Raw genomic sequence first — 12,758 nt, 5'->3', positions numbered from 1 at the left:
AATAGTATAAACGAATCGGATTTAAATATTTATTTTTGTTGACAACATATAAGAACACACCTTTTAACAAAACATATGAAAACACTCAACGATTTTAATTTCGAAAATAAAAAAGCATTAATACGAGTAGATTTTAATGTGCCTTTAAACGATAGTTTTGAAGTTACGGATACTACTCGAATTCAGGCAGCAAAGTCAACAATAATTAAAGCATTAGAAGATGGTGGTAGTTGTGTGTTAATGTCGCACTTAGGTCGTCCGAAAGGAAAAGAAGATCAATTTTCATTGCGTCATATTATAGCTAAAGTAACAGAAGTTATAGGAGTTCAGGTTAAGTTTGTAGAAGATTGTATTGGTGATAAAGTTACCGAAGCGATTGCAAATTTAAAAAGCGGAGAGATTTTATTATTAGAAAACTTACGTTTTTATCCAGAAGAAAAAGCAGGAGATGTAGCTTTTGCTGAAAAATTGTCAAAATTAGGTGATGTTTATGTAAATGATGCTTTTGGTACTGCACACAGAGCGCACGCTTCTACAGCAGTTATCGCCCAGTTTTTTGCTGAAAATAAATGTTTCGGAAATTTATTAGCAACCGAAATTGAAAGTATCAATAAGGTTTTAAATGATTCTGAAAAACCAGTAACCGCAATTTTAGGAGGCGCAAAAGTATCGTCTAAAATAGGTGTAATAGAAAATATTATTGAAAAAGTAGACCATATTATTGTTGGTGGAGGAATGACTTTTACTTTTATTAAAGCTTTAGGCGGAACGATAGGTAATTCGTTAGTAGAAGATGATAAATTAGAGTTGGCACTGTCAATTTTAAAATTAGCAAAAGAGAAAAATACCGAAATACATTTACCAGTAGATGCTGTTATTGCAGATGCTTTTTCAAATGATGCTAATACGCAAACAGTTGATACCACTAAAATTCCTGATGGATGGATGGGACTTGATTGCGGACCAAAAACTTCAGAGAAATTTGCAGCAGTAATAGCAAAATCTAAAACTATTTTATGGAACGGACCTTTAGGAGTTTTTGAATTAGAAAACTTTGCAACAGGAACTATTGAGCTTGGAAATGCAATTTCTAAGGCAACCGAAAACGGAGCATTTTCTTTAGTCGGAGGAGGAGATTCTGTAGCAGCAGTAAAGCAATTCGGATTTGGAGATAAAGTAAGTTATGTATCTACCGGTGGTGGAGCGATGTTAGAAATGTTAGAAGGAAAAACATTACCAGGAATCGAAGCGGTTTTAAAATAAAATGTCATTTCGAGCGCAGTCGAGAAATAGTTGTTAATTAAATTGATAAAATGAAGTACACTAAACTACCAAATACCGATATAAAAGTTTCTAAAATTTGTTTAGGAACCATGACTTGGGGAAATCAGAATACTGAAGTGGATGGACACGAACAAATGGACTATGCTTTAGAGCAAGGTGTAAATTTTTGGGATACAGCTGAGTTATATTCAGTGCCAGCAACGCCAGAAACTTATGGAGCAACAGAGAAAATAATTGGTTCTTGGTTTAAAAAAACCGGAAATCGTGATAAAGTAGTGTTGGCAAGTAAAATTGCTGGTGGTGGCGATTATACAAAACACATTCGTACAGGTGGATTTACCAAACAAAATATTATTGATGCCGTTGAAGGAAGTTTAAAACGCCTACAAACCGATTATATCGATTTATATCAGTTTCATTGGCCTTCACGTGGTGTAAATTGTTTTGGTGTTCGTGATTATCCGTATAAAACAGCAACCAAAGAGGCTGAAAATCATTTAGAGATTTTAGAAACAATGAATACTTTAGTGCAACAAGGAAAGATAAAACACATTGGTTTATCAAACGAAACGCCTTGGGGAACTATGAAATACTTACAAACAGCTGAGCAACATAATTTGCCAAGAATGAGTACTATTCAGAACTCATATTCTTTAATTCACAGGGGTTATGAGGTAGGAATGAGCGAAGTTTCTATGAGAGAAAACATTGGTTTGTTAGCATATTCGCCTTTAGCACAAGGAGTTTTATCAGGTAAATATTTAGATGGTAAAACGCCTGAAGGAGCAAGAGGAACTTTGTTTCCGAGGTTTATAGCTCGTTATATGAGCGAAGCTTCTTTAAAAGCTGTTAGAGAATATTTAAAAATAGCAGAGAAGCATAGCTTATCACTTGCTGAGTTATCATTAGCATACATAAATCAGTTGCCATTTGTAACTAGTAATATTATTGGAGCTACAAAAATGGGTCAGTTAAAGGAGAATATCAATTCTATTAATATTGATTTATCAGAAGAAATTTTAGCAGAAATAGAAGCAGTTCATAATTTAATTCCGAATCCTGCACCATAAATTTAACAGTGTAGTGTATTAAAATAAAAAAATCCGAAGTAATATTTACTTCGGATTTTTTTGTGCTAATTATTTATTGTGAAAACTACTCAACTATTTTAAGAGCGGTAGCTTTAAATCTATCATTTTCTAATTTACCGGTTACCTCTACTTTCCTGACAACATTACAAAAACCAATTTTCTTGTCATGTGCATCACCAAAATCATCAATATGAGCACCGTCTACAAAATAGGCTTTATCATCAATTTTAATGGCTAAATCACATCCGTTCTGGCTTTCTAAACCAAATTTACATTGTCCGCAAGAAGCATCAGCTATAAACGTTTTTTCTTTTGGTTGTGAGCAAGCTACTATTCCTAATAAAAATATAAAAAGTAAATTTTTCATGTGATTTTTAAATTTTGAGATTAATATCCTATTTTTTTACGAACTCTTTGTAAAACATCAGTAGCAACTGTACGAGCTTTTTCGGCGCCAATAGCAAGTGCTTCGTCAATTTCATTACGGTTTTCCATATAATGATTGTACTTTGTGCGAACGTCAGCAAATTTATCGATAATTAGTTCGTATAAAGCTTGTTTAGCATGACCGTAACCATAATTACCACCTTCGTAATTTGCACGCATTTCAGCAATTTGAGCATCCGAAGCTAGTAATTTATATAAAGCAAAAACATTATCTGTATCCGGGTTTTTAGGATCTTCAAGTGCTTTACTATCCGTTTGGATTCCCATTATTTGCTTGCGTAGTTTTTTATCAGACAAGAAAATATTGATAAAATTATTTCTAGATTTACTCATTTTTTCACCATCAGTTCCAGGAACCAATTTGGTGTTTTCGCTAATCTTAGCTTGCGGTAAAATTAAAGTATCTCCCACTACATTATTTAATCTACTCGCTACATCACGAGACATTTCTAAATGTTGTAATTGATCTTTTCCTACGGGAACAATTTCTGCGTCGTATAATAAAATATCGGCAGCCATTAACATCGGGTATGAAAATAAGCCACTGTTAACATCTGCCAAACGATCTGCTTTATCTTTAAATCCGTGTGCTAATGTTAAACGTTGGTACGGAAAATAACAACTTAAATACCATGATAATTCTGCCACTTGGGGAATATCACTTTGGCGATAAAAAACAGTTTTGTTAATGTCAATTCCACATGCAAGCCAAGTAGCTGCAACACTGTAGGTGTTTTCTCTTAATTCGTTACCATCTTTAATTTGTGTTAAAGAATGCATATCTGCAATAAAGATAAAAGCTTCATTTTTAGAGTCATTTGCCATTGCAATGGCAGGTAAAATTGCTCCTAATAAATTACCTAAGTGTGGAGTTCCAGTACTTTGCACTCCTGTTAAAATTCTTGACATATGTCTGTTTTGAAAAAATTATGTAGGCAAATACCTACGACTACTTGATTTAAGCAAAAATAAGCTTAAAATTGTTCAAAGAAAAGAAATTACTACATTCGCAGCTATGAAATATTTACTTTTTCCTTTCCGCTTAATTTGGCGCATTTGGTTTTACTTATTGATGATTACTTCGATACTAGTTATGTCTCCTTTTATATTGGTGCTTTTGTCTGATGAAAAATATTATGGCTCTTTTTGGAAGCTAATGAGAGGATGGTCGTATTTTTTAATTTACGGGATGGGTTTCATGTTAAAAATCGATAGAGAACAAGAACTTGATCGTGAAAAAAGTTATATATTTATAGCAAATCATGCCTCTTTACTAGATCCTTGGATTATGATTGCATCGAGTAAAAATCCGATTTTATTTGTTGGTAAAAAGGAATTGGTAAAATTACCAGTTTTCGGATTTTTCTATAAAAAAGCTGTTATTATGGTTGATAGAAAAGATCCTGAGAGTAGAAAAAAGGTATACGCTCGCATAAAAAAACGATTAGATAAAGGATTAAGTATTGCAATATTTCCCGAAGGATTAGTGCCAACAGAAAATGTGGTTTTAGCACCTTTTAATAACGGAGCATTTAGTTTAGCAATACAACATCAAATGCCAATTGTGCCGCAATTATATTTTGATGCGAAACGTTTTTTTTCTTGGGATTTCTTTAAGGGACGCCCAGGTGTTTTTAGAGCAAAACAATTAAATTTTATTGAGACAAAGGGGTTAACAATGGAAGATAAAGATGCTTTAAAAAAACAATCTTTTGATTTGTTATATAATGAATTAGCTAATGATAAGTTGTATATGAAAGACACAAACCGACCAAACAATGAGCGAGAATTTAAATCACCTTTATAGTAATACTGAGGAAAAATTAAATGTGTTAACACATGGTTTTGGCTTATTGCTAGGTATAATAGTTTTACCTTTTATAGTTTTAAAATCATTAACATATCAAGAGTTTTGGCAAACAATTAGTTTTGTTATTTACGGATTAAGTTTAATCATCTTATATGCAGCATCTACTTTTTACCACGCTGCTAAAAAACCTAAACTTCGTCGCAAACTTAATATTTTTGACCATGCTGCTATTTATGTTTTAATAGCAGGAAGTTATACGCCTTTTTGTTTAGTAGTTTTACCAGAACAAACAGGTTGGTATATGTTCATTTTTGTTTGGTTATTTGCGCTAGCAGGAGTTATACTTAAGCTTTTTTTTACAGGTAGGTTCGATAAATTATCAACGGCATTATATTTAATAATGGGATGGCAAGTAGTTTTTTTAATAAAACCGTTAATGAATAATTTGTCGTACGACGGATTATTTTATTTAATAGCTGGAGGTGTTTTTTATACCATTGGCGCAATTTTATATTCGATTAAAAAAGTGCCATACAACCACGCTATTTTTCACGTTTTTGTGCTTTTAGGAAGCTTTAGTCATTTTTGGGCAATTTATAAATACATATAGTTTTTACCATTTAGAAAAAGGAAGTTTACTTAAGTTTGAATTGTAATATTTAACGATTCCTGTAACTTCTTTTCCTAACCAATTTGGCTTAGAAAACTGTTCGTTTTCATTTTCTAATTCTATTTCGGCAACAACCAAACCTTTATTTTCACCTAAAAAATCATCAACTTCATAAGTATGGTTGTTTTCTTTTATTAAATAGCGGTATTTTTCAATAATTCCTTCTTCACATAAATTAAATAAATCTTGGGCTTCTTTTAAATCTATTTCTTTTTCCCATTCAAATCGGGTAGTTCCGCTTTTGTTAGAAGCTCCTTTAATAGTTAAAAAACCGGTGTCGTCTTTTATACGAACTCTTACTACGCGTTCTTTTTTAGAGTTTAAAAAACCTTGCTTGATGTAACTTTTTTTATAAGCTACTTGTTTGTACTGATCAGAAATTACCAAGAATTTTCGTTCTATTTCAAAAGTCATAAGAAGTTAAATCAAATTTGTACGAATGTATCATTTTTGTAGTTATTATTAAATATCTTTGATACTATTAATTATATAAAACTTCAATTTAATGGCGTTAATTACAACCAAAGCAATTGTTATTAGTGCTATTAAGTACAGCGATACAAGTTTAATTGTTAAGTGTTTTACATTAGAAGATGGCATTCGATCTTACATGATAAGAGGTGTATTAAAATCAAGAAAAGGAAAATTAAAAAAAGCCTATTTTCAACCATTAACGCAATTGATAATTGAAGCAAATCACAATAATAAAAACTCATTAAATTCGATAAGAGAAGCGCAAGTTATTCATCCTTATGAGAGTATTTACACTTCGGTAATAAAGCAATCGATTGTGTTGTTTTTATCAGAAATACTTTCGAATATTATTAAGGAGGAAGAAAAAAATGAAGTGTTATATGAGTTTATTGAAACTAGCTTAATTTGGTTAGATACTCATGATGCCATTGCTAATTTTCATTTACTTTTTTTATTAAATTTATCTAAGTTTTTAGGTTTTTATCCAGATGTTTCAGAACCAACTAAAATGACCTTTAATTTACAAGAAGGACGATTTACTGATGCATCTTATGAAAAACTTGTGGTTACTGGCAACGAATTAATTCTTTTTAAAAGACTGTTAGGCATAAATTTTGATGCAATAAATACAATTTCGTACAATAAAAACGAAAGGCAAGTAATCCTTAGAGTTATAATTCGATATTTTGAATTACATTTGGAGGGTTTTAAAAAGCCAAAATCATTAGATATTTTAGAAACCGTGTTTAGTTAACAGATGAAGCAAGTTATTACCCTATTTTTTTTACTGACAATCACCACTATTTTTTCACAAAACCTTACGATAATTGATGCCGAAACAGGTAAAACAATCGATGGAGTTGCAGTGTTTAATAAAAACAAAACAACATCAGCAATTAGTAATATTAACGGAATTGTAAATGTTTCTGAATTTAAAAACAAAGAGATTCTTGTTTTTTCGCATGTTGGATATGCGGATTTCCAAGAAACAAAATTGGCTTTAAAACAAAACGAATATCAAGTTTTTTTATCAAAACAATCAGAGCAATTAGATGAAATAGTTGTGTCTGTTTTTAAGAGTAAAGCAAAAGCGAATCGTATTGCAGAACAAATAGCAGTAGTTTCATTAAAAGATATTCAAAAAGTATCTCCACAAACATCAGCAGATTTATTAGCTACCATTCCGGGAATTAAAGTTCAGAAATCACAATTTGGCGGCGGAAGCCCTGTTTTAAGAGGAATGGAAAGTAACCGTGTTTTATTGGTTGTTGATGGTGTTAGAATGAACAATGCAATTTATAGAAAAGGGCATTTACAAAACTCGATAACTGTAAACCCTACTTTATTAGATAGAACAGAGGTTGTTTTTGGACCATCATCGGTTATTTATGGTTCTGATGCACTAGGTGGTGTGATTCATTATTATACAAAAACTCCAAAACTGTCTGAAGAAAATAAAATTAAAGGAAGTAGTTTTTTAAGATACAGTTCAGTAAACAATGAAGTTACCAATTCGGTATCGGCAGAATTACAACTTAAAAATTGGGCATCGCTTACTAGCATAACACATAGTAATTTTGGTGATTTAAAAATGGGTAAAAATCGTTCTCATGGTTTTGATAATTGGGGAAAAACGTTTTTTTATTCTGATAATTTAAAAGGAAATTATACTGAAAATCCAACGAAAAATGAAGATGTGAATCTGCAGAGAAATACAGGTTTTAGTCAAACAGATTTTTTACAGAAATTTTTTATTCCGCTATCAAAAAAAACCGATTTAAAAGTAAATATTCAATATTCTACATCATCAGATGTGCCAAGGTTTGATAAGTTAAGTGAGCTTAAAAGCGGAGAATTAAAGTTTGCAGAATGGCATTACGGACCTCAAAGTCGTTTTTTAGCTTCTTCTCAATTAGAAATCAATCCGAATAAAAAATGGTTAGATAGAGGAACAATTACTGCTGCTTATCAGAATATTGAAGAAAGTCGTATTCAAAGAAAATTCGGAAGTTTAGAAAGATCATATAGAAAAGAAAATGTAAATGTTTTTAGTGTAAATGGAGATTTTACGGTTCCGTTAGCAGAAAAACGTGATTTAGGATATGGTTTTGAAGTTGCTTATAATGATGTAAAATCTGATTCTTATGGTAAAACATTAAGAATAAATAATAACGAAATTGTAGGTTTTGAAGGTGATTTTTCGGTGCAATCTCGATACCCAGATGGAGGAAGTAGTTATTTTAGTTCGGCAATGTATTTGGATTATCGCCAAGATGTTACGCCAAAATCAACCTTAAACACAGGTATACGATTAACGAATACTCAGTTAGATGCTAAATGGATAGATGAAACATTTATAAAGTTACCGAGCAGTACTATTAATTTAAATAATACAGCACTTACCGCAACCATTGGTTATGTGTATAAACCTGTTAGAACTTGGCAATTAAATGCGGTGTTGTCATCAGGATTTCGCTCGCCAAATATTGATGATGTAGGTAAGGTAAGAGAAAAAAATGGAAAGGTTACTGTACCAAACATTACGCTGAAACCTGAGCATGCTTATAGTGCAGAAGTTGGATTTCAGAAGTATTTTAATGATAGAAAATTTAGAATTGGTGCAAACGTATATTATACATTGTTAAACAATTATATTTATCGCGAAGCCTTTGAATTAAACGGAAGCCCTACTGTTTCGTACGATGGAGAAAATGGTGATATTGTAGCAAACGTAAATAAAGGAACTGCTTACATTACGGGAGCAACAGTAAGTTATCAAGGAAAATTACTTGAAAACTGGAGTACTTCAGGATTTTTAACCTATACAAAAGGAAAAGCGTACGATACAAATTTACCAATGTCATCAATTCCGCCATTATTTGGTCGTTTTGAATTGAATTATTCAAACAATAAGTTTGAAGGAGGAGCCAATTTTGTGTTTAATGCGAAAAAAGATATCACGGATTATAATTTAGATGAGGGAATTGATAACCATCAGCAAACACCAATTGTAAATGAAGTTGCAACTGAAGATGTTGATAAATATTACGGTACGCCTAGTTGGATGACAGTTGGTTTACATGCCAAATATTCTGTAAACGATAACATAACAATACAAACACAGCTTACCAATTTATTGGATGAGCATTATAAAGAATTTGCTAGTGGTGTTTCTGCGCCAGGGCGAAATATTTCAGTTTCAATACTAACTAATTTTTAAAAACACACAGATGATTAATTTATTTAAAATAGTAAGTTTATTAGAGGGAGTTTCTTACTTATTATTACTTTTTATAGCAACACCAATTAAATACTTACAAGGAAACCCAGAATATGTAAAAATGCTAGGAATGCCTCATGGGTTGTTATTTGTAGCTTATATAATTATAGCAATTATGTTAAAATTTGAACTGAAATGGAGTAGTAAAACATTCGGTATTGTTTGTTTATTATCAATCTTACCTTTCGGAACTTTTTTTGTTGGGAAGTATTTAAAATAAACACAAAAAATGGTGTCTGTAATATTCATTTTTAAATAGAATAAAGAATCGTTATAAGCGATTTAAATAAAAACCTCAGAATTGAATATCAATTCTGAGGTTTTTTTCTAAACTTACACACTTCAAATGAAGTGCTTTCTTATTTATATACTCTTGTTTTAAAAATAAAATGTAAGCTATTAATTACTCCACAGCAACAAGTTTAAACCAAGAACTTGCAAACGATGCTACTTCTGTCTTATAAACCCATTTTTCTAAAACTTCTTCTTTAGTTGCTTCTCCATAATTTACCCATAAACCAGTTTCTTCATTAAAATTAAGTACCTTAACTGTTTCTGGAGACATCGGTAATAAATCCGCGCTAATATCAAATTCCATTGTAGCTGTATGCCCTTCTTTTATATCTAGCCTATTTTTTTCAGCATCCTCTAATTTAACATAAACAAAACCGTAAGTATTACCATCATCAAATGTATTATTATGCCCAGGAGCAATGCTCTCAATTGCTAAATTAAAAGGAGCTATATGATGAATTACAGGATACATAAACCCAGTAAACGAGTTTCCATCCTCATAACTAATATTTCCATTTATCTTTAAAGTAAAACCTGTAGGAAAGTGCACCTCACTATCGCCTCCACTACCTAATATAGTGGCTAAATGATCTTTTAATAGTGTAAAATTAACGGTGTTACTTTCTTCTAAATCAACAATCATTTTCATTCCATTTATATAATCGTCTTTTCTTGATTTAATGTATGCGTAATCTGTTATTAAGTTAACGTTATTCAATACAAAGTTTCCATTAGTATCTGTCATTGTTGTATCATCACCTATAATTATAGTTGCGTTTTTTATAGGTGTATTTAAATCATCTACTACTGTACCTTTAAAGTTTTTTGTTGTAACAGTAGGAGGAGTATCATTATCACTTGAACTACATGATGCGAATAATAAAAGACAAATTGAGAATAGAGGGACTAGTTTTTTCATTTTAATTTGAGTTATTTGTTTTTAGTTAAATTTTAATCATAACTTACATTTACTTGTTGATAGTCTGATAGTTGTAGCGTTGGTATATTTTGATCGTTTTTAATTTTTATACAAGGTAAATTAGGATTTCTGTCGGTTAATAAATAATCAAGATTATCAAAATTACTTACATCTAAATCTGTTAAAAAATTTTCGAAAAGAGATAAATAGTACAGCTCTTCTTTTTCTCCTAAAATGATACTTGTTAACTTGTTGTTTGAAACATTTATAGCTTCTAATTTTAAATTGCTCGAAAAATCAATGTTTTCCATTTTATTAGTCAATAAAAAAACTGTTTCTAAATTAGGTGCTTTACTTACATCAAAATAAACCAAATTATTATTACTCATTAATATGTTTGTTACGCTTGAATTATCAAGAGTAAATTCTTCAAATAGATTTTCTGATAAGTTTACCCATTTTAAATTTTTAGCTTCGGATAAACCTGTAATATTTTTTAAATCGTTAGCCATTAAATGCAAAGTATCTAGCATTGTATTGCTACTTAAATCAATATTTTCAAGTCTATTACCTATGGCGTAAAGTCTCTTTAATTTTGTAAAGCCCTCAATACCAGATAAGTTTTCGATCATTTCTGACGAGCTTGGGTATGATAAATCTAGATACTCTATTTCTTTAATATCAGATTGAAGAACTTGCTGATTTACAACACCATCAGAATCAATACCTTGTTTTATTAATTCTGTTTCAAAATTTACATCGGGTATGTGTATAAATTTACTTATTGGAGTTTCTTCTATATCATCTTTTTTTGAACAAGAAATCATTATGATTCCTACTAATATCATCGTTGTAAAAAGGTGTTTTATTTTCATTTTCTAGTTATTTTTTAATTAGTTGCCAAATCATATTAATTATTACACATATTCGTTCAATTTTATATTTTTTCTATAAATTTCTCTAGGATAATCAGACATTCTAACGGTATCTTTTTGCAATTCTGTTAATGCGTTTTTTGCTATCCATTTTGCTGATTTACTTTCTAGTTTTAAAATATCATTGGCAACTTCTATCGTCATTTCATTTAAATCGATATTTCGTTTTCCAATATTTCTTAACGACCAGTTCACCGCTTTTTTAACATACAATCTATCATCAGTTGCTTGTTGAATAATAATCGGAAAAAATTGCTCAAAAAACTCATTACCCGTTTTTTTATCAGCCATACAATAGGATGCCAAAATTGCAAAACCAGCTCTTTTTTCAAATTCAGCTTTTCGGTTAGTCCATTCTAATATTTTAGCCAATGCAAAATCACTTTTAGCAAATAATCCCATAGAAAAACTGTCGCAAATTTCCCAGTTTTCAAACGTTACCACCCATTTTTCCATTAACGTTTCAGTAATATCTTTTGGATTGAAAATTTTACTACATAAAAGACGTGCTTCGTAAATTCCGCTATCAAATAACTGTAATGCTAATTCATTATTTGTTCCAATTTCTTTGGCAATCATTTTTAATTCTTTGTGATAAATTCCTAAAGAATTATTTGCTACAATTCCGAATTTCTGCTCTTTAAAAATGATTTTTTCAGGATCTTGTAAATCGTATAAACATTGTATGATTTCGTTATAATCCATTTATTTCTATGGCTTGTTTTAGATAATAAGTAACTACATTCTTATCAAACTCTTTTACTGGTAAAACCCGAATTGCTTTTCCTTTTCCTGTAAGAAAACCTAATTCATCTTTCATTTTTGCGCCTTTTAAAAACCCAAAATCAATACCATAAGGCATGGTTCTTAAATGGCAAATTCCACCATTTTTATTAGCATACGTTGTAATACGCTCTTTTTTTGTTTCTGTAATTCCTTCAAAAGACAAAAGAAATACTCGTGCTTTTAAAAAAAGTTTTTTGTGTTCTGACTTTAGGTCCTTATCGTATTGCATTGCTTTAACTTTAGAAAGTTAAAATTATACTTTATCATTTTTAATTTATGTGCTAATCTTGCTATTTATTATGGAATTAAGAATTTAGCGAAATAAAGATATCTACTTCAGCATTTAATGGGTTTTGTGCTGCTGCTCCGTACACTTCAAAATCGGCGGTGTAACTCCTGTCTAAATCTGTGTTCCAAATAGTATTCCATTTCTCGTAAACAGCTCCTTTAGTTAAATCTCCTTTTGCTGTAAATTTTTTATATGATGAAGCTTCTATAGTTATTGCCACGAAACCTTCAGGAATTTCATCAATATTATTTACTCGGCATCCTAAAATTGTAGTATACGGCTTGGTATAATCACTTTCATAATCGGTATATATTGAATATATATCGGATGCTGTTTTATTCGGAATTTTTTCTAAAATACCTTCAGTCATAAAAGTGTTCCATAATGCGCCAATATCTTTGGCGGCTTGATTATTTTCATTGGTTGTTCTTACTGCAATACCAATTATTTTAAATGCTTCTAATTCTTGTTTCATAGTT

At 30.7% G+C, this 12,758-nt stretch carries 15 protein-coding genes; 7 read left to right on the top strand and 8 right to left on the bottom strand.

The window, feature by feature from the left end:
- Positions 1-75: 75 nt before the first annotated feature.
- Complete coding sequence (locus N2251_RS13320; RefSeq protein ID WP_260587226.1) at positions 76-1,263, top strand: phosphoglycerate kinase; 1,188 nt, start codon at positions 76-78, stop codon at positions 1,261-1,263.
- Positions 1,264-1,313: 50 nt separating this feature from the next.
- Positions 1,314-2,354, top strand: a complete 1,041-nt coding sequence (locus N2251_RS13315; RefSeq protein ID WP_260587225.1) for an NADP(H)-dependent aldo-keto reductase — start codon at positions 1,314-1,316, stop codon at positions 2,352-2,354.
- A gap of 85 nt (positions 2,355-2,439) precedes the next feature.
- On the opposite strand, the gene N2251_RS13310 is transcribed toward N2251_RS13315, so the two are convergent.
- Positions 2,440-2,742 carry a DUF6370 family protein gene (locus N2251_RS13310; protein ID WP_260587224.1) on the bottom strand — a complete coding sequence of 101 codons (303 nt, stop codon included), beginning with the start codon at positions 2,740-2,742 and terminating at the stop codon, positions 2,440-2,442.
- 20 nt (positions 2,743-2,762) lie between these two features.
- A complete protein-coding gene (trpS, locus tag N2251_RS13305; protein WP_260587223.1) occupies positions 2,763-3,731 on the bottom strand; it encodes a tryptophan--tRNA ligase in 969 nt (322 codons plus the stop codon).
- 106 nt (positions 3,732-3,837) lie between these two features.
- On the opposite strand from trpS, the gene N2251_RS13300 reads away from it, so the two are divergent.
- Together N2251_RS13300 and trhA are read left to right on the top strand one after the other, a co-directional pair.
- Positions 3,838-4,629 carry a lysophospholipid acyltransferase family protein gene (locus N2251_RS13300; protein WP_260587222.1) on the top strand — a complete coding sequence of 264 codons (792 nt, stop codon included), beginning with the start codon at positions 3,838-3,840 and terminating at the stop codon, positions 4,627-4,629.
- A complete protein-coding gene (trhA, locus tag N2251_RS13295) occupies positions 4,601-5,242 on the top strand; it encodes a PAQR family membrane homeostasis protein TrhA (RefSeq protein WP_260587221.1) in 642 nt (213 codons plus the stop codon). The genes N2251_RS13300 and trhA overlap by 29 nt, the downstream gene beginning before the upstream one ends.
- 3 nt (positions 5,243-5,245) lie before the next feature.
- Here the strand turns inward: trhA and N2251_RS13290 are convergent, their stop codons facing one another.
- The gene (locus N2251_RS13290; RefSeq protein WP_260587219.1) at positions 5,246-5,716 is read right to left on the bottom strand and encodes a CYTH domain-containing protein; all 471 of its coding nucleotides are present in this window, start codon (positions 5,714-5,716) and stop codon (positions 5,246-5,248) included.
- A gap of 91 nt (positions 5,717-5,807) precedes the next feature.
- Here N2251_RS13290 and recO point away from each other — a divergent pair, with 91 nt between their 5' ends.
- Genes recO through N2251_RS13275 form a run of 3 tightly spaced genes read left to right on the top strand, consistent with a single transcriptional unit; the run spans position 5,808 to position 9,276 of the window.
- Complete coding sequence (recO, locus tag N2251_RS13285) at positions 5,808-6,530, top strand: DNA repair protein RecO (protein ID WP_260587218.1); 723 nt, start codon at positions 5,808-5,810, stop codon at positions 6,528-6,530.
- A gap of 3 nt (positions 6,531-6,533) precedes the next feature.
- Positions 6,534-8,996: a TonB-dependent receptor gene (locus tag N2251_RS13280; protein ID WP_260587217.1), complete on the top strand. Its 2,463-nt coding sequence runs from the start codon at positions 6,534-6,536 to the stop codon at positions 8,994-8,996.
- A 10-nt stretch (positions 8,997-9,006) separates the two neighbouring features.
- Complete coding sequence (locus N2251_RS13275; protein WP_260587216.1) at positions 9,007-9,276, top strand: DUF3817 domain-containing protein; 270 nt, start codon at positions 9,007-9,009, stop codon at positions 9,274-9,276.
- Between the two features lie 183 nt (positions 9,277-9,459).
- On the opposite strand, the gene N2251_RS13270 is transcribed toward N2251_RS13275, so the two are convergent.
- From N2251_RS13270 to N2251_RS13250, 5 genes are all read right to left on the bottom strand, one after another.
- Positions 9,460-10,269 (bottom strand): carboxypeptidase-like regulatory domain-containing protein, encoded by an 810-nt coding sequence (locus N2251_RS13270; RefSeq protein ID WP_260587215.1) that lies wholly within the window; start codon positions 10,267-10,269, stop codon positions 9,460-9,462.
- A gap of 32 nt (positions 10,270-10,301) precedes the next feature.
- On the bottom strand, positions 10,302-11,144 hold the full coding sequence (locus tag N2251_RS13265) for a leucine-rich repeat domain-containing protein (protein ID WP_260587214.1): 843 nt from the start codon (positions 11,142-11,144) through the stop codon (positions 10,302-10,304).
- 42 nt (positions 11,145-11,186) lie between these two features.
- Entirely contained in the window at positions 11,187-11,909 is a 723-nt protein-coding gene (locus N2251_RS13260; protein ID WP_260587213.1) for a DNA alkylation repair protein, read from the bottom strand.
- The gene (locus N2251_RS13255; protein WP_260587212.1) at positions 11,899-12,219 is read right to left on the bottom strand and encodes a hypothetical protein; all 321 of its coding nucleotides are present in this window, start codon (positions 12,217-12,219) and stop codon (positions 11,899-11,901) included. Before N2251_RS13255 ends, N2251_RS13260 begins: the two co-directional genes overlap by 11 nt.
- Positions 12,220-12,295: 76 nt before the next feature.
- Positions 12,296-12,754 (bottom strand): GyrI-like domain-containing protein, encoded by a 459-nt coding sequence (locus N2251_RS13250; RefSeq protein ID WP_260587211.1) that lies wholly within the window; start codon positions 12,752-12,754, stop codon positions 12,296-12,298.
- Positions 12,755-12,758: the final 4 nt, after the last annotated feature.

Source organism: Tenacibaculum haliotis (assembly GCF_025215075.1).
Classification (GTDB): Bacteria; Bacteroidota; Bacteroidia; order Flavobacteriales; family Flavobacteriaceae; genus Polaribacter; species Polaribacter haliotis_B.
This window is presented reverse-complemented; position numbering and strand designations above follow the sequence as displayed.